We start from the raw sequence: 21,634 nt of genomic DNA on the forward strand, positions 1-21,634 counted from the left end.
GGCCAGATAGATGAGCGTTTTCCGCATATTTTTCATCGTCTTGTGCCTGTCCGCCTTTGGCGGATCGTGGTATGTGGGGCGCCTTGGTATCGGCGGAGAAAGTACCGACATGCCCTCAGCCGGTGCCGGATCGGTCCGGGTTGGAGGTTCCGGCGGGTATTATGCCGGAGGCAATGTGAAATGATCTTTGCAAGGGGAAGCTGATATGGACCACTTTATGGCAAGTTTCGTTCTGGATGTGATCAGCACGATCGCATTCACATTCCTTGGATGCGCCCTGATGTGGGGAGTCTGGAAGCTGATCGACCGGGCAACGCCCTTCTCGATCATCAAGGAGATCGAAGAAGATCAGAATATCGCGCTGGCGATTCTGTTCGGGTGCATCTTCCTGTCGATCGCCCTCATCATCGCAGCCGTCATCGTTTCATGACGGCGGGTTCGCGGCCGGCGCATCGAGATGTCTGGCTGCTGATCGCGACATTCCTGATCGCCGTCGCGGGGCTGGTCTATGAATTGATCGCCGCAACGGCATCCAGCTATCTTCTGGGCGATTCCGTCCGCCAGTTCTCGCTTGTCATCGGTGTGTTCCTGTCCTCCATGGGCGTCGGCGCATGGCTGTCGCGCTTTGTCGAACAACCGGTTTCCGGCTTTATCTGGGTGCAGATCCTCATCGCGGTGGTCGGCGGCTTCATGGCTCCGGCGCTGTTCTATGCCTATGCCTATCTTTCGGCAGTCGGCCCGGTGCTGTTCGGCCTGCTTGCGGCGGTGGGTGTTTTGTCGGGCATGGAAATCCCGCTGATCGCACGGGTTCTCGAACGTGTGGGCGCGGCGCGGTTCCGTTTCGAGAACGTGCTGAGCGTGGATTATGCCGGCGCCCTGATCGCTTCGCTGGCCTTTCCCTTGCTGATCGTTCCCCATCTGGGCCTGATGTCCGCCAGCCTTGTTTTCGGCGCATTGAACCTGCTGGTCGCCGGAATCTCGCTTTGGCTGTTTCGCGATGAAAGCAGCGGGCGGCAGCGTGCCGCATGGCTGATTGCGCTGGTCCTGACCTGTACGGCATTGATCCAGTCCGAGAAACTTCTGTCGGTTACCGAGGCGCAATTGTTCGAGGATGACGTCATTTTCAGCGAAGCGACGCCCTATCAGAACATCACCCTGACGCAGTTCCGCGACCGGACACGGCTTTATCTGGATTATTCGCTGCAATTCGATTCGCTCGATGAATATCGATATCACGAAATGCTGGTGCATCCGGCCATCGGCATGGCTCCGCGCCGCGAGGATATCCTGATATTGGGCGGCGGCGACGGCATGGCCGCGCGCGAGGTTCTTCGCCATGACGAGGTGAAGAATGTCACGCTGGTCGATCTGGACTCCCGCGTGACAGAGCTGTTCCGCGACCATCCCCAGCTTGCGCCGCTGAACGATCATTCGCTTTCCGACGACCGGTTGAAGATCGTAAACGAAGATGCGTGGCAATTCGTCGAAAATGACGATGGGGCCTATGATGTCATCATTCTGGACCTGCCCGATCCCAAGAACCTGACGCTGTCCAAACTCTATTCGGCAGAGTTCTACGCGCTGCTGATGGAAAGGACGACGGCGCAATCGGTCATCGTCACCCAGTCCGGCGCGCCGCTGTTTGCCCGCGAAGCCTTCTGGTCGATCGTCACCACATGGGACGAGACCCGCAACCCGTTCGATCTGTCTGCGCCGCTTTCCGTTCTGCCGTACCACGCCTATGTGCCCAGTTTCGGAGAATGGGGCTTCGTGATGGCGTCACCCATGCGCTTGCGGGATCGCATGCCTGACTTGCCCGATGGGCTGCGATATCTGGATTCCGGACAATGGAGCGCCGCCACGCGCTTCCCGCCCGACATGGCCCGCCTCGAGGTCGAGGCGAACCATATACAGACCCATGTTCTGGCAGATTATTATATGGATGGCTGGGAAAAATGGTTCGAGTGACCGCGCATCACCCGCCGTGTTTCCACATGCCGGGGCGCAAGCGATTGCTTCAGCATCCCCGCCGCCTTGTCGGGATTCGCGTCTCCGCACATGAAGATATCGATGGCCGCAAAGCCCCGCTCGGGCCAGGTGTGGATCGAGATATGCGACTCGGCCAGAAGCAGCACGCCGGTCACGCCGTTGCCGCCGCCGAAATGATGAAACGAGCCCGACAAAACGGTCGCCCCGGCAGCCGCGGCGGCAGCGCGCAGGATGGCTTCAAGACGGGCGGGATCGTCCAGAAACCGACCGCCGAAATGGTCGATCAGAAGATGTGTTCCCGTGATATGTCGTAAGGGTTCGATCATGCGGGCAATTTTAATGCCCTGCGCCGGAAAGCGCCATGCGACTTCGCATGAACCATGTGAATATGGTTAACCGGGCCAAATCCCGGTTAAAGATCGGATTTTATGGATTAAGGAATGCCCGGCATCTTGCGCCGCCGATCGTTTCAATGCAGATTTAAGCCGTTCACATCTGGTTGATCGGCATAAGCCCGATAACTCTGGGGAATCGATATGGGTTTTAAAGAGGCAGTTCGCACGTGTCTGCGTGAAAAATACGTCACGTTTTCTGGCCGGGCGCCGCGCTCGGAATATTGGTGGTTCCAGCTTTTCTATTATCTGGTTCTGCTTGGCGGTATCGCACTTATCATGTTGGCGTCCGGCCTTCTTTACTCCTCGCAAGGCACCGGATTTGGAGCGGTCACGATAATCCTGTTCGTGATTGTCGGAATCGTGGTTCTCGCCCTTACATTGCCGTCGATTTCGGTCATGGTTCGCAGATTCCATGACCGGAACCTGTCCGGCTGGTGGGTTTTGGCCGTCTTTGTGGTGCCGGGCATCTTCAGCGTCATCGGAACCGAGATTCCGGGACTCATCATCACGGTGGCATCATTCGTGATTACCGTGCTCAGGGGCACTGACGGCCCCAACAAATACGGCCCCGATCCCCTCAATCCGGAATCGAGTGCCGAAGTTTTTGCCTGATGGCGTCGTTCCCGCCCTGTCTTCGGCGGGGATCTGTCGTCTTCGTTCCGGCCCTGATTGCCTTTTGCGCCGCGCCTGCCGTGGCGCAGCAATCCGGGGAAAAGAACGGCTATCGCATCATCGAAAGCATTCCCGCACCGCAAGGGGAAAGCACTGATGCTTATGCGGAAATCGTGGCGAAACAGCGACTGAATCCCGATACGACCTATGCGACGCGCATCGAGGGGCAACTGGTCACCGGCCGACGGCTGCCATCCGAAGAACCTGACGGCCCCCCCGATCTTTCCCGCGAACCGTTATTCGACATGAATGGCGCGGGTGTCGCAGTTGCCGTGCTGTTGCTTTTGGCGGGGCTGGCGGCCTGGATGAAATTCGCGGGCGGCGGCGCATTGCTTGCCCGTGCGCCCACGGATGCCGCCACCAAACCCGAAGACGCACCCGACGGCTGGAAGATGTCCGCGCAGGAAACCGCAGCGAGCCCGGCAGATCTGCTGTCCAGGCTTGCGCAGATGTCCGATCGCGGAACCGCGCTTGTCCTGCTGTTGCGGCATTGTCTGCTGGCCGCCGGGACTGCGACGCAGATCCGCTTTGCGCGTTCCGATACGGAACGGCGCGCATTCGCCCGCTTGCCGCGTGAATATATCCACGGCAATCGCCTGTCCGAGATTCTGAAAACGGCGGAACTCGCGCATTATGGCGGCCGCCAGGTCGGAGAGGCCGAATTTTCGGCCATGCTCGATGCTGGCCGGTCGATCCTCGCCGAAACCCGCAGGGGTGCGGCGGATGGCTGAGGGGCGGGGCAGGAAAAGCGGCAAATCCGGACTGTTCATACTGTTGATCGTGGTGATTCTTGCCGGATTGGGGCTTTGGCTGCTCAGCATCGGCGCGAATAACGCACGCGACCGGGCGCTGGACAAATCGCCAATCGGGCTGGCCGGGCTGGCGCCGTGGCTTCGATCTCAGGGTCTGGACGCGCGAACGGCCAATCCGCGACTTATCCTCCCCGCCGAGGATTTCGGACTGACGGTGGTGCCGCTTTACGATGTGGATCTGTACAGTTACGAAAACGCGCCCGATAATCGGGAAGAGCGTATCGCCGCGCCGACCCTGCGCCAGATGGACGAGTGGGAGTTCGACCAGAAGATCAACCAGATCCCGGCCCTTGTGGCATTGCCGAAATGGCGTGGTGCCATGGTGGAGTTGGGCGTCGCGCATGAACAATCGCTGATCGCGCCGGACGATCTGGACCGCTTGAAGCTGCAGCTGGGCCTGGGCGATACCGCCATCATCAGGGAAGGGCCTGAATTCACCGGCTCGGCGCAACGCTCTGGCGAGCGGGTGGAATTATTCCATGCGCAGCTTTTCGACCGGGCAACGCTGACCGATGATTGCCGCGAGGTCATCGGGCTGGATTCCGGCGCATTGGTTTTGCGCTGCCAGTGGGAATCCGATCAATTGCCCGTATGGTTCCTGTCCGACCCGGATCTGCTGAATAATCATGGCCTTGCGGTTGCGGATAACGCCGCATTCACCGCCAGCTTCCTCAAACGTCTGCAACAAGAGGCTCGCCCCGGCGCGATCTATGTCGATTTTCTGTCCGTGACCACGACCAAACAGGAATGGGAGGACGAACGGCAGGATTACAGCCGTGACAGCGAGGAATTCTCGCGGTTCTTCGAATATCCGTTCTCACTGTTATGGGCATCGCTGCTGATCGTCTCGGCGCTTGCGTTCTGGCGCGGCTCGCTTCGCTTCGGTCCGATCAACCAGTTCGGGATGGGTGCGCAAAGCGTCATGCGCGAACGCACGAAACGGGTTTCTCTGGGGGCCAAGGCGCGGCTGTTGCGCCTGTCAGGGCATGACGGGCAGCTGGTTTCGGATCTCGTCCGGGCGCAGATGGCGGATCTTGCCCGAAATCTGCTGGGCCGGGATGAGGGATTGCGGGGAACGGAACGCGCGCTGGCCATGCTTGCCCGACGTGATCCGGAACTTGCACAGGAATTCGGCGCGGTCTCGCAGGGCCTGATAGAGAGTGGACCGGCAATGCCCCCGCATCAGCTTTCGGCGCAGCTCGCGCAATATCAGTCACTTCGCAAAAAGGTCATGAATATTTATGGATCTGCCTGAATTTCAATCGCTTGCCGCCGATATACGCGGCGAAATCGGTTCGGTCGTGCAGGGGCAGGACGAATTGATCGACATGCTTCTGGTCTCGCTTTTCGCGCGCGGGCATTGCCTGTTGGAGGGGCCTCCGGGCACCGCAAAGACCTTGCTGGCGCGATGCCTCGCGCAGGTGGTCGATCTGGAATTCGGACGGGTTCAGTTCACCCCCGACCTGATGCCCAGCGATGTTCTGGGCGTCAACCTGTTCAATTTCCAGACCAATGCGTTCCATCTGACCAAGGGACCGGTCTTCACCGATATCCTTCTTGCCGATGAAATCAACCGCGCCCCGCCCAAGACTCAGGCATCGCTGCTGCAGGCCATGAACGAACGGGAAGTGACGATCGACGGCACCAGCTATCCGCTGGGCGGCGATTTCTTCGTGCTTGCCACCCAGAACCCGATCGAACAGCACGGAACCTATCCGCTGCCCGAGGCGCAGCTTGACCGTTTCCTGTTCAAGATACTTGTGGATTTCCCGGACCGGCAGGCCGAGATCGACATTCTGACCCGCAATGCCGGGCTGCCGCTTGACGCGGATAGCGGGCGGCGGGAATTGCGCAAGGTGCTTGATCGCGGCACCCTGCGCGCCGGGCATGAACTGGTGGATTCCATCCGTCTGGACAGCACGATCATCACCTATATCGTCGATCTGCTGCGGGCGACCCGAAATAACGGAGACATCCAGCACGGCGCCTCGACCCGCGCGGCGGATTCGCTGGCGCGGGCGGTCCGGGCAAGGGCGGCGCTCGAGGGCCGGGATTATGCCCTGCCCGACGATGTGCAGATGCTGTTCACCCCAGCACTGCGGCATCGTCTTGTGCTTGGCCCCTCGGCCGAGATCGAGGGGCGTCGCCCCGACGACGTGCTTGAGGCAATCATCCAGCGTGTAGATGCGCCGCGCTGATGAGACCGTCGCGGCTTCTTGTCATCCTTGGCGTTGTCGCATCGGCGGCAAGCCTGTCCGTCGGGCTTTTCAGCCCCGATAACGGGATATACGCCTTTGCGCTATGGTTTATTCTGGCGATGGCCGGGGCGCTGGATCTGCTGATCTCGCCCGCGCCGCGCCGATTCACGATCAAGGCCGATCTGCCGCAACGGGGTTTTGTCGGAACGATGGTTGCGCTGGATGTCGAGATTGCGGCAATGAAGGGGCAGCTCCCCGCAGATATGCAGCTTCGGATCAGCCATGACGACCATATCGTCCCCGAATCCGAAACGCTGACGATCCGGCCCGATGCCGGAGCAGGCAGGATGAAGATATCCCTGCCGCTCGGATTGCGGGCACGCGGCAATTCCCGGATCGAACGGTTATGGCTGCGTTTTCCGTCGCGCCTGCAATTATTCGAAATCATGCCAAGCCGGCCGCTGGATCTGGATATCCGCATCCAGCCCGATATCCAGCCCGTTCTGAACGGCGAGATTCAGACCCGGTTGCTGCCTTTGACCGACGGGCTGAAATCCATGCAGATCCGTGGACAGGGCTCTGAGTTCCACCAGCTGCGCGAGTTCCAAAGCGACATGGATCCCCGCATGATCGACTGGAAGCGTTCAGCCCGGAGGCGGGAACTGATCGCGCGTGAAACAAGGGCCGAGCGCAATCACCAGATCGTATTGTGCCTGGATAGCGGGCATCTGATGGGTGAGCAGATCGGCGGGGTTTCCCGATTCGACCGCGCCTTCAACGCGGCGCTTGCACTGGCATGGGCCGGAGGGCTGGGCGGCGACAATGTGGGTTTCTACAATTTCGGCAGCCGCCCCGGCCGTTTTCTGCCGCCCCGGCCCGGACGAAATGCGTTCAACCTGATTCAGTCGGAAGGGGCGGATCTGTTCCCGGAAGAAGCCGAAACCAACCACACGCTGGGGCTTTCGCATCTGAACGGCGTATTGTCGCGCCGCTCGCTGGTGGTCGTGTTCTCGGAATTCGCCGACAGCGAAACGGTGCAACTGATGGTCGAGAATCTGGCCGTGATTTCGCGGCAGCATCTGGTGCTGTACGTCGCCTTCCGCGAGCCGGATATCGAAACTCTGGCCCAGCCGGAAAGTACCGGCATGGACGATGTCGCGCTTGCCGTGGCCGCCCGCCAGTTCCGGCAGGAACGGCAAAGCGTGTATGACCGGCTTAACCGTCTGGGGGTGCTGTGCCTCGACACCGCGCCCGAGGATCTCACTGCCGGGCTGATCTCGCGTTACGTCGATATCAAGGCACAGGAGTTGATATGACGCCCGAGCATGACATCCCGGCCGATCTGATCCGCTCTTCCCGCTTCAGGGCAGAGCGCGAGGAAAACTGGAAGAAACTCGACGAGTTGGTCAGCCGGGCCGAGAAATCCGGCGTGCAGAGTCTGGGATACGGGAACACGATGGCGCTTGCCAGCCTGTACCGACAGGCAATGAGTTCGCTTAGTCTTGCGCGGGCCATTTCAATGGACAAGGCGCTTGAAACCTATCTGGCGGCGCTTTGCGCCCGTGCATATCTGGTCGTCTATGCGCCGCAGGAAAGCATTCGCGGCGTGACATCCCGCTTCTTGTCCCGGCGGATACCGCAGGCCGTACGCAGATCATGGTTCCCGATCCTTCTGGGCTTCTTCATGATGATATTCGGCGCGGTGGTCGCGCATATCCTTTACCGGCAGGATCCAAGCTGGTTCTTCACCTTCGTTCCCGGCGGTCTGGCCGACGGGCGCACGCCGGAAGCGTCGGTCGATTATCTGCGCAGTACATTGTTCGATGACGGTGATCAGAATCACGAACATCTGGCCGTCTTTTCGACATTCCTGTTCTCGCATAACACCCAGATCGCGATCCTGATCTTCGCATTGGGTGTATTCGGCGCCCTGCCAAGCTTTGTGCTGACCTTCTATAACGGGCTGGTGCTTGGCGCTTTCGTCACCATGTTCGCCGATGCCGGGCTGGGATTCGAGGCTTTCGGCTGGCTGTCGATCCACGGCGTCACCGAGATTTCCGCAATCGCCATCGCCTGCGGCGGCGGCGCGCGTCTTGGCCTTGCAGTTCTGGAACCCGGCAGTTGCAGCCGCAGCGAGGCCCTGTACCGCGCCGGGCGGGATGCCGTGACGCTGATCATCCTGGCGGGGCTGATGCTGATCGCCGCCGCGATGATCGAGGGTTTCCTGAGGCAATTGGTACAGGACACAATGTGGCGCCTGATCGTCGGCTGGGGGATCGGCGCCCTCTGGCTGGCATGGTTCCTGCTTGGCGGGCGCGAGGATGCGACGGGCGGGCTGAATGCCGATCAGGAAAGCGCCGGAACATGAGCAGCAAGACCCTGTCCATACATCCGCCCGAAGGCGTGCCGATCAGCTTTGCGCTTGCCTCGATCGGCGCGCGGTTCGGCGGGCAGCTTATCGATATCCTGCTGACTTATGGCGGGTTGATCCTGTTCTTCTGGCTGATGATTTTCACCGGAATCTGGGACTGGTCCTTTCTTGCCGCCCTGTTCTTCCTGCTGAGTTTCCTGGTCCGCACCCCCTATTATATCTTCTCCGAATTGGTCTGGAACGGGCGCACATTGGGCAAGCGGATCACGAAAACCCGTGTGATCAGTGCCGACGGAAAGCGGCTTTCGGCTTATCAGATCGTGGTGCGGAACCTGATGAAGGAGGTCGAGGTCTTCATGCCGATCGTGGTGCTGTTCGGCGGCGATCTGATCGGCTCGGAAAGCAAGGCCTTCATGACATTCTGGATGATCGCGGTTCTTTGCGTTCCGTTGTTCAGCAAGCGCAACCAGCGTCTGGGCGACATGATCGCCGGAACGCTGGTTGTCGATCAGCCGGCAACCGTGCTGCTGCCCGATCTGGCGGTGCAGAACCCGTCGGACCGGGTCGATTTCACCTTCACACCCGAGCAGTTGGGCGTTTACGGCCGCTTTGAACTGCAAACCCTTGAACAGATCCTGCGCGAACCGCCTCATACGCAGGAAGCGACCGACCGGCTTGATGCGGTCGCGCGGACGATTGCCGAAAAGATCGGGTTCGAAGGACAGGTACCCCCCTCGGATCATTGGGATTTCCTGTCGGATTTCTACCGTCAGCAGCGCGAATTCCTTGAAAGCAGGCATTTGTTCGGCGACACCCGCGAGAACAAGTTCCATGCCGGGAAAAGCGAAAAACCGACGCCCAAAGCCCGGTCAGACTCGGATCACCGCCCGTAAAGGCACCACCACCCACCGCTGGCCTTCACTCCTTCCTGTCAGATACCGCATCCTCCCCGGCAAAACGATCCGGTATCGATCAGGCTTCTTCTTCACTCAAATATCCCGGGGGTCCGGGGGCTGGCCCCCGGCCATCGCGGAACACAAGTAACCGGCATTTCCGATTCAGCGAGACACGCTCTAGCCCGCCAGCCGCTCCTTTGCCGCCTTCCGAAGTGCCGAGATCGTCGTCCGGGTCGAGATCTGTTCGGGATCCGTCACCAGTTCCAGCACTGCGGGGCGTCCGCTTTCCCGCGCCCGGTCAAAGGCGGCGGCGAAATCCTCGGTCCGGGTCACACGCTCGGCGTAACACCCCAGACCTTCGGCCATGCGGCAGAAATCCTGATTGCGCAGGGTCGTGCCTGAAACACGCTCGGGATGCTCCCGCTCCTGATGCATTCGGATCGTGCCATACATGCCATTATTGAACAGCAGCACGATGGGACAGGCACCGTATTGCGCGGCGGTGGCCAATTCGTTCCCGCTCATCATGAAGCCGCCATCGCCCACGAAGGACAGCACCAGCCGGTCGGGATTCACAATCGCGGCCGCCACGGCGGCGGGTACGGAATATCCCATCGCCCCGCAGGTCGAACCCAGAACCCGGCCCGGACGGCCATAGCGCATATATCGCTGCGGCCAGCCATTGTGATTGCCCGCATCCATCGCCACCACGGTATCGGCGGGCAGATTGTCGCGAAGCTGCGCCAGCACGACACCCATATCAAGCGCCCAGTCGCCGCCATTGGGCGCTTCGGTATCGGCAAGATAATCGCGATTCAGCGTGGCGCACCATTCGGCCCAGTCATCCGCATGGCCCAGATCGCAGCCATCCAGGGCAGCAGCAGCCCCGGCAGGGGTTCCGGCCAGCCCCAGATCGGGGGAATAGACGCGGCCAATCTCATCAGCATCGGGATGGATATGGACCAGCCGGATGCCGGGATTTGGTGAATCCAGCGTGCTATAGGCGCGGGTCGTCATCTCGCCCAGCCGCGCGCCGATGACCAGAAGCAGGTCGGCCTCTGCCAGATGCCGGTAAAGATCCGGGCCGGTCGAGGTGCCGAAATCGCCCGCATAGCATGCCGAACGGTTGTCGACGATGTCCTGCCTGCGAAACGCCGAGGTGACGGGAATATTGTTCGTCTCGGCAAAGCGGGTGATCGCCATCGCCGCCTGATCGGTCCAGCCCGATCCGCCAACCAGCATCAGCGGGCGTTTCGCGGTTTTCAGTTCCGCCTTCACCGCTTCGACCGATTCCGCGGCAAGGCCGGCGCTGGTCGCGGTATAGGGCCGCGCATCCGCCACGGCGACGCGATCGGTCAGCATGTCTTCGGGCAGGGCGATAACAACCGGCCCGGGGCGACCCGAGGTCGCGACGCGGAAGGCCCGCGCCATATATTCGGGAACGCGCCGCGCATCGTCGATCTGCGTAGCCCATTTCGCCACGGTGCCGAACATGGCGCGGTAATCGATCTCCTGAAACGCCTCGCGGTCTGTGGTGTCGCGGGCGACCTGACCGACCAGCAGGATCATCGGCGTGCTGTCCTGCTGCGCGATATGCACGCCGATCGCGGCATGGCAGGCACCCGGGCCGCGCGTCACCATGCAGATCCCCGGCTTTCCGGTCAGCTTGCCATGTGCCTCGGCCATATCGGCGGCACCCGCCTCGTGCCGCGCGTTGATCAGGGTGAAACGGTCCTTCACGTCATGCAGCGCGTCCAGCACTTCCAGATAGCTTTCTCCGGGAACGCAGAAAGCGGTATCCGCACCATGGATCAGAAGCTGATCGACAAGGATCTGGCCGCCGCTTCGGACCGGTGTCTGGGAAGATTGCAGCATGTTCGTCTCCGTTATTTCACAGTGGCCATTCGCCCGCATGGAAAGCCAGGCTTTGTTCGCGCATATCCTGGCGGAACCAGACAAGCACGGTGCTGGCCGGACCGCAATATGTCATCCTTTGGCATGGGATAGTGGATGCATGACAAGCCCGCAAACGGAATGACGGCCATCAGGGATCAAACTTGCGGGATCCCCGCTATATATGGGTCAAGGGTTACGGCAAGGGGCGCAAAACTTGCAATAATCTGCCATCTGCTCCATGCCCTGACGCGTGCCGGGCAATACGGCAATGCGATAGATCCGAAAGGCCGATGATGAACGACGAAGCACGACAAAGCCGGTTTGCGCCTCCTGCCGGCGCGGCGGAACTTTTCCTTGTCCGGCATGGCGAATCCATGCCCGCGCTGCGGGGCGAAGACTTCCCGCTGAAGGACGGTCACGGCGACCCGGCACTGCATCCGGACGGCGAGGCGCAGGCGCGGGCCGTGGGACAGCGGCTTCGGAACAGCAATATCGCGGCGATCTATGTGACCACGCTTCAACGTACCCATCAGACTGCCGCACCTCTGGCCGCGGCACTGGGCCTGGAACCCCGGATCGAGGCGGATCTGCGTGAAGTATGTCTGGGGGAATGGGACGGAGGCGCATATCGCTTTCACGCGACCGAAAAACATCCCGCCTATCTGCAAGCGATGCAGCGGCATGAATGGGGCGAGATCCCCGGCGCGGAAACGACCGACGCGCTTCATCTGCGTGTCCGGCGCGGATTGTTGCGGATCGCGGCGGCGCATCCGGATTCGCGGGTCGCGGTTTTCGTGCATGGCGGCGTGATCGGCGCGGCCATGTCGATTGCCACCGGCGCAAGGCCATTTGCGTTCAACCGTGCCGATAACGGATCGATCAGCCTGCTGGTGATTCACGGCGAGACGATGATCGCAAGGCGATTCAACGACACCACGCATCTGGAGTGATCAATCGACGGTCAGCACGACCTTGCCAAGCACCTTCCGATCCTGCAGCAGCGCAAGCGCCTTTCCCGCCCGTTCAAGCGGGTAGCGCGCGCAGATGCGGGGTTTTATCCGCCCGCCGGCATATAGCGAAAACAGCTCTGCCACATTCTCGGCGTGACCTTCCGGCTCGCGCCGAACCGCAGCGCCCCAGAAGACGCCCATGATCTGGCATCCCTTGAGAAGGGTAAGATTAAGCGGGATCCTGGGAATTCCCGCAGGAAATCCCACGACCAGAAAGCGCCCCTTCCATGCCAGTGCACGCAGCGCCGGTTCGGCATAATCCCCGCCCACCGCGTCATAGACCACATCCACGCCCTCGCCGCCGGTCAGCGATTTGATCTGATCGGAGAATTGCTTCTGCGCGTCACGATTCATCTCGCGCGGATAGATGATGATCTCGTCGGCCCCAAGATCCCGGCAGAATTCTGCCTTTTCCGGCGATGAAACCGCCGCGATGACCCGAGCCCCCGCCGCCTTGCCAAGCTCGACGGCCGCGGCACCGACACCGCCTGCCGCGCCAAGCACCAGAAGCGTCTCGCCTTGCCGAAGCTGTGCGCGATCCTTCAATGCGTGATGTGAGGTCTCATAGGTGAACAGAAAGCAGGCCGCTTCATCGAAGGGCATCTGGTCGGGTATCCTGACCGTCCGCGTGGCCTCGGCAATGACATGTGTGGAATATCCGCCATGACCGGTCAGGGCCAGAACGCGATCCCCGACGACAAAACCGCTGACATCCTCACCTATCGCCGCAATCTCGCCAGAAACTTCGCCGCCCGGCGCGAAGGGGCGCGGAGGCTTGACCTGATACAGGTCGCGAATGATCAGCGTATCGGGAAAGTTGACCCCGGCGGCACGGACCCGAAGCAGCACCTGCCCCGGTCCCGGTTGCGACATGGACTGCCTTGTCAGGACGAGTGTTTCGGGTCCACCCGGCCCAAGGCTCAGCATGGATCTCATGTCGCCCTCCTTTCATTTCGGCCTCAATAGGCCAAAGAAGCGTCCATCTTGTCAAACGATTTTCAAAATGGCATTTTGCATAGCGAAACACCCATGCAGGAAAGCGGGCAGGGCATTCTTGCTTGGGATCGCGCCCGGCGCCGGTTCAGGCGGTACCGCCATCGAATCCCGGCCGCCGCAAAAGATATGGGAGGCAAGATATGCGTGATGCCGTAATCGTTTCCACCGCGCGGACCCCTATTGGCAAAGCATATCGGGGCGCATTCAACGATACGCAGGCCCAGCAACTGATCGGCCATGCAGTGTCCCATGCGGTCAGCCGGGCGGGCGTCGATCCGGCGGAAATACAGGATTGCATCATCGGTTGTGCCATCCAGCAGGGCAGCACGGGTGCCAATATCGGCCGGCAGGCAGTCATCCGGGCCGGTTTGCCCGATACGATAGCGGGCATGTCGATCGACCGGCAATGCGCCTCGGGGATGATGGCGATTGCGACGGCGGCCAAGCAGATCATCCATGACGGCATGGATATCGCCATTGGTGGCGGCGTTGAAAGTATCAGTCTGGTCCAGAACCAGAATCTGCGTCAGGATCGCCGCACCGACCCTTGGATCGACCGGCATCTCCCCTCGCTTTACATGACCATGCTGGAAACCGCCGAAATCGTCGCCGAGCGATACGGGATCACGCGCGAGGATCAGGACGCCTACGCCCTGCGGTCGCAGCAGCGCACAGCCGAGGCGCAAAAGTCCGGCAGGTTCGACGATGAGATCGTGCCGCTGAAAACCGTCAAGAAAGTCGTGAACAAGGAAACCAGCGAGGTCTCGGATGTCGCGGTCGAACTTGATCGTGACGAAGGCAACCGCCCCCGGACCACGCTGGAGGATTTGCAGCGCCTTTCGCCAGTGTTCAAGGACGGTCAGGTCATCGGGGAAGGGAAGCATATCACCGCCGGGAATGCCTCGCAGCTTTCGGATGGCGCATCGGCCTCGGTCCTGATGGAAGCACGGAAAGCCGAGAAGATGGGGCTGCAACCGCTTGGCCGGTATATCGGGGTCATGGCGGCGGGTCTGGCACCGGATGAAATGGGCATCGGGCCGATCCATGCCGTTCCCCCTTTGCTGCGGCTGCATGGATTGCAGGTGGAAGATATCGATCTGTGGGAACTGAACGAGGCATTTGCCTGTCAGGTCCTTCACTCGGCCCGGGTTCTTGGAATCCCGGATGAGTTGCTGAACGTGAATGGCGGCGCGATCTCGATCGGCCATCCCTATGGCATGTCGGGCGCGCGCATGGTCGGCCATGCCCTCATCGAGGGCAAAAGACGCGGCGCCAAATACGTCGTCTGCACCATGTGCGTCGGCGGCGGCATGGGTGCGGCGGGATTGTTCGAAGTTCTTTGAAATTCACCGCCAATAACAGGGTAATGATATGAAATACAATTATAAAATTTACACGAATCATGCCGGGAATTTCCCGGACACTTGTCAGGGGAATAAAGAATAACGGCGGCGCAAACAGCCGGATTGAAACCAACGGGAGGATAAGATGAAATATACCAACAAGGTTTCCGCCACAGCGGCAGGGATCAAACGGCGTGCATTGCTGCGCGGCGGGGCGCTTGCGGCGGTTGCGTCACCGGCGCTTGTCGGCAAGGCTTTGGCCGCCGGTGAGGTGACCTGGCGGGTGCAGGCTCACTGGCCCAAGGCATCGGCATCTTTCACGGACAGTCTTGAAACGATGTCAGCCATCCTTGCCGAACGCACCGACGGCGCATTCAAGCTTGAACTTCTTGGCGAGGGAGAGTTCGCCAAGGGTCCGGATATCTTCAATCTCGTCAGCAAGGGCGTGGTTCCCATGGGAACGCTGGCCGCTTCCTATTTCGAGGATCAGGCGACGGTCGCGAATTTCGTCTATGGCATGCCCGGCACTTTCAGGGAGGCGTGGGAATTTTCGCATGCTCTGAAAAATCTGGGGCTCGAGGCGCTGCTGAACGAAGAACTGGCGCCGAAAGGCGTCATGCTGAAGCCCGAAAAGGTCCTGCCGGTCGAGATGACCGCATCCAAAAAGATCGAGTCGGCCGCCGATTTCCAGGGTCTCAAGATCCGCTCGGCCGGGGCGATGATGGATTTCCTGACAGCCGCAGGCGCCGCTCCGCAATATATCGCGGGCGCCGAGCTGTATCAGGCGCTTAGCTCGGGTGTCGTCGACGGGGCGCATTGGGGCGCGGCGGTCGGCGCTAAATCCATGTCGCTATGGGAAGTGTGCAAATATCACTACAAGCCGGTGCTTGCGCAGACGACAGATTCCTATCTGTTCAACCTGAAGGCGCTGGAAGACTTGAGCGACGATTTGCGCTCGGCGCTTATGGATACGATCGAAACGCGCTTTTTCCTTCGCACCGCCGAATATCAGCACGAAGAAGCACTGGCGATTGCGGATGGCGTGGCCAACCAGAATCTGGAAGTTCTGACCCTGCCCGATGAGGTGCTTGAAATGCTGGCGCAAGCGTCGGGCGAGATATTGGAGTCAGAGGGCCAGCGCAGCGAGATGGCTGGAAAAGCGGCTGACATCTACCGCAATCTCATGGCCGATCTGGGTTACGTCTGATCTTGCGGGCCTGCGCGCGGGCCTGTCACCGGCCCCCGGCGGCAAGGCTGGACAAATCCGGAAATGACGGATCGGGCGGCTGGCGGCTGCCCCCCGCATAGCAAATTTGCACAAGGAACTTGAACCATGTTTCAGGCGGCACGCGCCGTAACGCGCATCAATCGCTTTATCGGACGTTGGGTTTCGCTTGCGGTGATCTTCCTGTTCGTCTTCCTGCTGATCGACGTGATCATGCGTTATCTGATCGGCAGACCAACGATCTGGACCTCGGAACTCGCCACGCTGATATTCGGAGGCTATGCCATCCTTGGAGGCGGGTATCTTCTTGCCGACCGGGCGCATGTGAATGTCGATATCTTCTACGGAAAATTAAGCGCCCGTCGCAAGGCGCTGCTGGATATCCTGACATGGCCGCTCTTCCTGCTTTTCGTGGGCGTATTGCTGTGGCAGGGCTGGGTCATCGCCTCGGATTCCATCGGTAGCCTCGAGCGTTCCAACTCGATCTGGAATCCGCCTCTCTGGCCGACAAAGCTGCTTATCCCGGTCGCCGCAATTCTGCTTTTGCTGCAAGGTCTTGTCCGTCTTTGGGCGGATATCCGGGTCGTTATGGGCCTGCCGGTTCCAGATGACATCTTTGGCAGCCCGGCCAGTAGCGATCATGCTCAGGACACACAGGAGATACATCCATGAGCGTCGAGATCCTGACATTCCTGTTCTTCGGCGCGCTGCTGCTGTTCATCCTTCTGGGATCGCCGTTGACTTTCGTTCTTGGCGGCATCTCGGTCGTTTTCCTTTACTACGAAATGGGTTCCGTAGGGTTCTACCTGCTGGCCTCGAAAATGTGGGAAACGATGCAGTCGCCTACATTGATGGCCATCCCGTTATTCGTATACATGGCCATATTGCTTGAGAAATCAGGGGTCGCGAACGATCTTTACAGCATGATGCATCTGTGGTGGGGCGGGCTGCGCGGCGGCCTGGCCATCGGAACGGTGCTGATCTGCGTGATCTTCGCCGCCATGTCCGGCATCTCGGGCGCGGCTGTGGTGACCATGGGAACCATCGCGCTGCCCAAGATGCTTGAACGCGGTTATGACAAGAAACTGGCATTGGGCGCCATCAATGCGGGCGGAGGCTGGGGCATCCTGATTCCGCCCTCCATCCTCATGGTGCTTTATTCGCTGCTGACCGAGGTTTCGGTCGGACGCCTTTTCGCGGCAGGAATTGGGCCGGGGCTGCTGCTGTTCGTACTTGTTTCGATCTATATCGGGGTCCGCTGCTGGCTTCAGCCCGAGCTGGGCCCCGCCCTGCCCCGGGAAGAACGCGCGGGTTGGGGGCCAAAACTTCGCTCGTTGAAGGCCGTGATCCTTCCGATCCTCATCGTCGCCATCGTGCTTGGCGCGATCTTCGGAGGCTATGCGACACCCACCGAGGCCGCTGCCATCGGCGTTTTCGGCGCGTTTGTCGCCACATTGATCAATCGTCAGCTTTCATGGCGGGTGATCCATGACACCTCGATCGCCACACTACGCCTGACCGCGCTTGTCATCTGGATCCTGTTTGCGGCCCATGCCTTCTCGGCGGCCTATACGGCATTGGGGGCGCAAAGCATGATGTCGAACCTGATGGGCTTCATTCCCGGCGGGAAATGGGGCGCCCTTCTGTTCATGCTGATGATTCTGTTCCTGTTCGGGATGGTGCTCGACCCGGTCGGCATCATGCTGATCACATTGCCGGTCTTCCTGCCGGTGATCCGCGAAGCGGGTTTCGATCCGATCTGGTTCGGCATCCTGTTCATCATCATGATGGAAGTGGGTTATATGACGCCGCCATTCGGGTTCAACCTGTTCTATCTGAAGGGCGTTGCGCCGCCGGGCGTCACCATGAGCGACATCTACAGCTCGGTCATTCCCTATGTTCTGGTGACGCTGCTGGGCGTTCTGCTGATCATCCTGATCCCGGGCATCGCGCTGTACATTCCAAATCTGCTTTACGGCTGATAGAAGCCTTGCCGGACGAATGCATCCCTCCGGCAAGGCAAGACAGGATTCCATACCATATGACCACCCGGATCGAAGCGGATCTTATCGAGGATCCTTACCCGTTTCAGTCCCATATGGGTTATGAACTGACGGACTGGTCAGAAGATTACTCCCGGTTCGAGATGCCGATCCGCAGATTTATCGAAAATCGCTACGGCATTCCGCATGGCGGTATTTACGGGGTTTTGCTGGATACGGTCATGGGTTTCGCAGGATGCTATACCGGCGATCCCGAACAGCGCAGATTTGCCATGACGTTATCCATGAATGTGAATTTTCTGTCGCGCCCGAAGGGGAAACGTCTCATCGCCGAGGGCTGGCGCAAGGGCGGCGGCCGTTCGACCTTCTTCGCCGAAGGCCGCGTGACCGACGATACCGGCGAGGTTCTGGCCACCGGAACCGGGGTTTTCCGCTATCGTCGAACGGGTTGAAATAACCTGTGGACTGCGGGCACGTTGCAACGCCTGCCCTGCGCCGCTAGGTTTTTGCATGGCCCGGGAAAATCGGAGACGTTGGATCAGTGGCTCGTGAAAATGCACGTATGCGCGCGGTGCGCAAAGAGCTTCTGGAAGAGGCCGATATCACCAATGTCCGCAATCGGGATCTGATCCAGGCCAAGCGCCAGCAGATCTGCGAGGGCGCGCTGGAGCTTTTTATCGATAAGGGTTTCGCGGCCACGACCATCCGCGACATCTGCGCGCGTTCGGGCGTCAATCAGGCCAGTATCTACGATTATATCGCGGACAAGAACGATATCCTGCGCCGCCTGCTGAATCAGCTGTGGTTCCGTACGGATGTGCCGACCCTGCCGGATATTCTGACCGATCACTCGGTCCCGCTTGAAGAGGCGATCGAGCGCTATCTGATCGTTTCGTGGAAGCGCAAGCGTCAGGCGACCCTGCTTGCCTATCGGACCATTCCGCATCTGCGGCAGGAAGACCGCCGGGCCATGCGGCTGCGCGAAATCGCCGTCATGAAGGATCTGGCGGATCAGCTTGCGGATCGGCTGGGTGTCGGGCCAGGGGATCAGCGGCTGGAGATCATCGCCAATCTGATGGTTTTCCTGAGTGCTTTCGGACCCATGCGCGATTGGCTGAACCGTGATCAGCCCGACGAGCTGATCGCCCGGACGATCGCGAAAGGCGCGGCCGCCATGATCAGGGCGAGTATTGGCGAGGACTGAGGGCGCAAGCCGGGGTTTGGATCGGGTGTCACCATATCGCCCACGGGGCGGCTTTGTTCAGGTCCACATATTCGACCCGCCGCAGAGGGTAAGCGCCTGCCCTGTCATGTAACGGCTGGCATCCGAGGCAAGGAAAACCGCGATCCCGGCGAAATCCTCGGGTTCTCCCAGCCGGCGCAATGGAATGTCGTTCTGGATCCGCTTTTCGACATCGGGGTTTTCCCATAATTCGCGCGCGAATTCCGTGCGCACCAATCCCGGGCAGATGGCGTTGAATCGCACGCCCCTGGGTCCGAATTCGGCGGCCAGATTCCGCACCAGCCCGATCAGTGCCAGCTTGGACATGCCATAGGTGCCCAGCATGACCGAAGGCTTGAATGCCCCGATGGAAGAGGTGAAGGCGACCGAGCCCGCGCCTTTTTCGATCATGTCGGGCACCACCATGCCGGCAAGCCACAGGTTCGACTGCACATTCGTCTTCAGGGTCTTGTCATAGGCGTCATCGGGGATCTGGGAGGTCGGGCCGTAATAGGGATTGACCCCGGCATTGCCGATCACCACGTCGATCTTGCCCGCAACGGAACGGGTTTCATCCACCAGGGCCTGCAACTGGTCCCTATGACCCACATTGCAGGCGACACCATATGCCCTGCCCTTCCCAAGCGAATTGATGCTGGCTGCGGCCGCATCCAGCTGATCCTGCTTGCGGGCCGATATCACCACCGTCGCGCCATGTTCCGCCAGCGCCTTCGCCATGGCGAATCCCATGCCCCGCGACGCGCCGGTCAGCAGCGCAACCTTGCCGGTCAGGTCGAACATCATGTCTGGAACTCCTTTTTTCCAACGATGGTTTTCGGGCGGCGATACCCGCCAGCGGATCGCTTGCGGTCAGGCCGGCGCCCCAAGACAGACAAGGCGCACGGCGCGGCGGTCGGTCTTGTCCGTGGCGCCGCGCGCCAGAGGCTCGTATTGGCACCAGAGTTTCTGGGGAATCTTGAATCGCGCCAGATGCTGTCCAAGGTAATCCGACATGGCATCAAGGCTCATGCCGGCGCCGGGGCGAAGCTGAATGGCGATTCCCACGATCTCGCCCAGTCGCTCGTCCGGGACGGGGAAGGCGCAGGCCTCGATGACATCGGGATGACCATGCAACGCGCCTTCCACCTCGAGGCAGGAAATATTCTCGCCGCCCCGGATGATGATATGCTTCTTGCGGTCGAGGATGGTGACAAAGCCTTCATCGTCGATCACGCCGATATCCCCGGTACTCAGCCAGCCGTCTTTCAGCACCCGTGCAGTTTCTGCCGGCTGGTTCAGGTAACAGCGCATATTCGCCAGGCTCCTGACGGTGATTTCGCCCAGCGAACCCGGCGGAAGTTCCGCGCCCGCATCGTTCACGATACGGATTTCCTGCACCGGCGGGTAAAGCCGCCCCGCCGCATCCGGGCGTTTGACATAATCATCGCCGAACATCCCGATCCCCAATGCATTGGTTTCGGTCATGCCCCAGCCGGTGCCGATATCGGCCTGCGGAAAGGCCCGTGCAAGCTGTGCGACCTGCGGCGCCGGGCGTTTTGCCCCGCCCGCCCCGACATAGCGCAACGAAGGCAGCGCCGCGCCGGTTTCGCGCACCGCCTCCATCAGTTCCGCCGATTGGGTCGGCACGCCAAGGAACCGCGTGACATTCCGTGCCTCGATCAGCCGGATCGCCTCATACGGGTCCCATTTGTACATGAGCGTCACGGTTGCGGGCGCCAGAAGACTGTAGAGAAACATCGTATGGCAGGCCGTGGTATGGAAAAGCGGCGTAACGATCAGCACGGAAACCGGCAGCGCCGGAGGGGCATCGGGGCCGGCAGGGAACATGAGCGGCTTCAGCGACATCTGCATCACCCATGTATAGATTGCCGTGACCGCGCCGCGATGGGTCTGGACCACGCCTTTCGGATGGCCGGTCGAACCCGAGGAATACATGATCTGGAAATCGTCATCGGGATGGATTGCAGCAGTGACGGCTGCGTCATCCGGGGCCGCGCGCAGCATGGAACTGTAGCATGGCGCATCTGCTTGCTCGCCGTCCCTGACTCCGATGATAGTCAGGTCATGGCGTTTTCGCAGCGGCTCCAGACGCGCGGCGCGCGGCCCGTCGGCAAAGATCACCCGCGCCTCGCAGTCGCTCAGGGCGTAGTCCAGTTCCTGGCTCGTCCACCATGCGTTCAGATTGACAACGACCGCGCCCAGCGACGAAATCGCCAGAAACGAGATCATGAATTCAGGATAGTTCCGCATGGCGATGGCGACGCGGGTGCCTTTGGTCACGCCAAGCTGCTCGCGAAGCGACCATGCGATGCGATTCACATCACGGCGGAATTCATCATAGGTCCAGCATTCGTCCTGATACGCAAGATAAGCCGCCGCGTCATTGCCATGCCGTTCCCGGCAATCCCGCATCAGATCGGGTATGCTTGGCGGGCAGTTTCGAAACGCCTTGTAGCTGACGCCGTTCACCGTCACCCTGGTCGTGTGGAACATCGGATTGGTGGTCGTGACGTGGTGAACTGCCTGTTCGAAACTCATCGAAGCGGTCGCTGTCATGCAAAATGCCTCTTCATGCCGGGTGAAAT

General features: G+C 60.4%; 22 protein-coding genes. 17 read left to right on the forward strand and 5 right to left on the reverse strand.

Annotated features, from left to right (window positions below; translation table 11 throughout):
• The first annotated feature begins 10 nt into the window (after positions 1 to 10).
• The 3 genes from D3P04_RS23490 to D3P04_RS21365 are packed head-to-tail and all read left to right on the forward strand — an operon-like array spanning position 11 to position 1,968.
• Positions 11 to 184 carry a hypothetical protein gene (locus D3P04_RS23490; protein WP_182912961.1) on the forward strand — a complete coding sequence of 58 codons (174 nt, stop codon included), beginning with the start codon at positions 11 to 13 and terminating at the stop codon, positions 182 to 184.
• Between the two features lie 21 nt (positions 185 to 205).
• Positions 206 to 430: a DUF350 domain-containing protein gene (locus tag D3P04_RS23805; protein ID WP_232845118.1), complete on the forward strand. Its 225-nt coding sequence runs from the start codon at positions 206 to 208 to the stop codon at positions 428 to 430.
• On the forward strand, positions 427 to 1,968 hold the full coding sequence (locus tag D3P04_RS21365; protein ID WP_232845119.1) for a polyamine aminopropyltransferase: 1,542 nt from the start codon (positions 427 to 429) through the stop codon (positions 1,966 to 1,968). Before D3P04_RS23805 ends, D3P04_RS21365 begins: the two co-directional genes overlap by 4 nt.
• On the opposite strand, the gene speD is transcribed toward D3P04_RS21365, so the two are convergent.
• On the reverse strand, positions 1,935 to 2,315 hold the full coding sequence (gene speD, locus D3P04_RS21370) for an adenosylmethionine decarboxylase (RefSeq protein ID WP_119751905.1): 381 nt from the start codon (positions 2,313 to 2,315) through the stop codon (positions 1,935 to 1,937). The two genes, D3P04_RS21365 and speD, sit on opposite strands and share 34 nt — an antisense overlap.
• A 210-nt stretch (positions 2,316 to 2,525) precedes the next feature.
• Between speD and D3P04_RS21375 the strand changes: the two genes are divergently transcribed.
• The 7 genes from D3P04_RS21375 to D3P04_RS21405 are packed head-to-tail and all read left to right on the forward strand — an operon-like array spanning position 2,526 to position 9,330.
• Positions 2,526 to 2,996 (forward strand): DUF805 domain-containing protein, encoded by a 471-nt coding sequence (locus D3P04_RS21375; protein WP_119751906.1) that lies wholly within the window; start codon positions 2,526 to 2,528, stop codon positions 2,994 to 2,996.
• Positions 2,996 to 3,787, forward strand: coding sequence for a hypothetical protein (locus D3P04_RS21380; RefSeq protein WP_119751907.1), 792 nt, complete (start codon positions 2,996 to 2,998; stop codon positions 3,785 to 3,787). Before D3P04_RS21375 ends, D3P04_RS21380 begins: the two co-directional genes overlap by 1 nt.
• On the forward strand, positions 3,780 to 5,123 hold the full coding sequence (locus D3P04_RS21385; protein ID WP_119751908.1) for a hypothetical protein: 1,344 nt from the start codon (positions 3,780 to 3,782) through the stop codon (positions 5,121 to 5,123). Before D3P04_RS21380 ends, D3P04_RS21385 begins: the two co-directional genes overlap by 8 nt.
• Positions 5,110 to 6,066 (forward strand): AAA family ATPase, encoded by a 957-nt coding sequence (locus tag D3P04_RS21390; RefSeq protein ID WP_119751909.1) that lies wholly within the window; start codon positions 5,110 to 5,112, stop codon positions 6,064 to 6,066. Before D3P04_RS21385 ends, D3P04_RS21390 begins: the two co-directional genes overlap by 14 nt.
• Entirely contained in the window at positions 6,066 to 7,382 is a 1,317-nt protein-coding gene (locus tag D3P04_RS21395; RefSeq protein WP_119751910.1) for a DUF58 domain-containing protein, read from the forward strand. Before D3P04_RS21390 ends, D3P04_RS21395 begins: the two co-directional genes overlap by 1 nt.
• A complete protein-coding gene (locus D3P04_RS21400) occupies positions 7,379 to 8,434 on the forward strand; it encodes a stage II sporulation protein M (RefSeq protein ID WP_119751911.1) in 1,056 nt (351 codons plus the stop codon). Before D3P04_RS21395 ends, D3P04_RS21400 begins: the two co-directional genes overlap by 4 nt.
• Positions 8,431 to 9,330, forward strand: a complete 900-nt coding sequence (locus D3P04_RS21405) for an RDD family protein (RefSeq protein WP_119751912.1) — start codon at positions 8,431 to 8,433, stop codon at positions 9,328 to 9,330. Before D3P04_RS21400 ends, D3P04_RS21405 begins: the two co-directional genes overlap by 4 nt.
• Positions 9,331 to 9,510: 180 nt before the next feature.
• Here the strand turns inward: D3P04_RS21405 and D3P04_RS21410 are convergent, their stop codons facing one another.
• On the reverse strand, positions 9,511 to 11,208 hold the full coding sequence (locus D3P04_RS21410) for a thiamine pyrophosphate-binding protein (RefSeq protein ID WP_119751913.1): 1,698 nt from the start codon (positions 11,206 to 11,208) through the stop codon (positions 9,511 to 9,513).
• A 311-nt stretch (positions 11,209 to 11,519) separates the two neighbouring features.
• Here D3P04_RS21410 and D3P04_RS21415 point away from each other — a divergent pair, with 311 nt between their 5' ends.
• Positions 11,520 to 12,179 carry a histidine phosphatase family protein gene (locus D3P04_RS21415; RefSeq protein WP_232845120.1) on the forward strand — a complete coding sequence of 220 codons (660 nt, stop codon included), beginning with the start codon at positions 11,520 to 11,522 and terminating at the stop codon, positions 12,177 to 12,179.
• Here the strand turns inward: D3P04_RS21415 and D3P04_RS21420 are convergent, their stop codons facing one another.
• Complete coding sequence (locus D3P04_RS21420) at positions 12,180 to 13,175, reverse strand: NADPH:quinone oxidoreductase family protein (RefSeq protein ID WP_119751914.1); 996 nt, start codon at positions 13,173 to 13,175, stop codon at positions 12,180 to 12,182.
• 200 nt (positions 13,176 to 13,375) lie between these two features.
• Here D3P04_RS21420 and D3P04_RS21425 point away from each other — a divergent pair, with 200 nt between their 5' ends.
• The 6 genes from D3P04_RS21425 to D3P04_RS21450 all read left to right on the forward strand — a co-directional run bounded on the left by D3P04_RS21425 (position 13,376) and on the right by D3P04_RS21450 (position 19,010).
• Complete coding sequence (locus tag D3P04_RS21425) at positions 13,376 to 14,578, forward strand: acetyl-CoA C-acyltransferase (protein WP_119751915.1); 1,203 nt, start codon at positions 13,376 to 13,378, stop codon at positions 14,576 to 14,578.
• Positions 14,579 to 14,723: 145 nt separating this feature from the next.
• Complete coding sequence (gene dctP / locus D3P04_RS21430; protein WP_119751916.1) at positions 14,724 to 15,785, forward strand: TRAP transporter substrate-binding protein DctP; 1,062 nt, start codon at positions 14,724 to 14,726, stop codon at positions 15,783 to 15,785.
• A gap of 126 nt (positions 15,786 to 15,911) precedes the next feature.
• Positions 15,912 to 16,475, forward strand: coding sequence for a TRAP transporter small permease subunit (locus tag D3P04_RS21435; RefSeq protein WP_119751917.1), 564 nt, complete (start codon positions 15,912 to 15,914; stop codon positions 16,473 to 16,475).
• Complete coding sequence (locus tag D3P04_RS21440; RefSeq protein WP_119751918.1) at positions 16,472 to 17,785, forward strand: TRAP transporter large permease; 1,314 nt, start codon at positions 16,472 to 16,474, stop codon at positions 17,783 to 17,785. Before D3P04_RS21435 ends, D3P04_RS21440 begins: the two co-directional genes overlap by 4 nt.
• A 59-nt stretch (positions 17,786 to 17,844) precedes the next feature.
• Positions 17,845 to 18,258, forward strand: a complete 414-nt coding sequence (locus D3P04_RS21445; RefSeq protein WP_119751919.1) for a PaaI family thioesterase — start codon at positions 17,845 to 17,847, stop codon at positions 18,256 to 18,258.
• 89 nt (positions 18,259 to 18,347) lie between these two features.
• Positions 18,348 to 19,010, forward strand: a complete 663-nt coding sequence (locus tag D3P04_RS21450; protein WP_232845121.1) for a TetR/AcrR family transcriptional regulator — start codon at positions 18,348 to 18,350, stop codon at positions 19,008 to 19,010.
• A gap of 57 nt (positions 19,011 to 19,067) precedes the next feature.
• Here D3P04_RS21450 and D3P04_RS21455 read toward each other — a convergent pair whose 3' ends face one another.
• On the reverse strand, positions 19,068 to 19,832 hold the full coding sequence (locus D3P04_RS21455) for an SDR family NAD(P)-dependent oxidoreductase (RefSeq protein ID WP_119751921.1): 765 nt from the start codon (positions 19,830 to 19,832) through the stop codon (positions 19,068 to 19,070).
• A gap of 66 nt (positions 19,833 to 19,898) precedes the next feature.
• A complete protein-coding gene (locus tag D3P04_RS21460) occupies positions 19,899 to 21,605 on the reverse strand; it encodes a class I adenylate-forming enzyme family protein (RefSeq protein ID WP_119751922.1) in 1,707 nt (568 codons plus the stop codon).
• Positions 21,606 to 21,634 lie beyond the last annotated feature (29 nt).

Source organism: Paracoccus onubensis (assembly GCF_003591515.1).
Classification (GTDB): Bacteria; Pseudomonadota; Alphaproteobacteria; order Rhodobacterales; family Rhodobacteraceae; genus Paracoccus; species Paracoccus onubensis.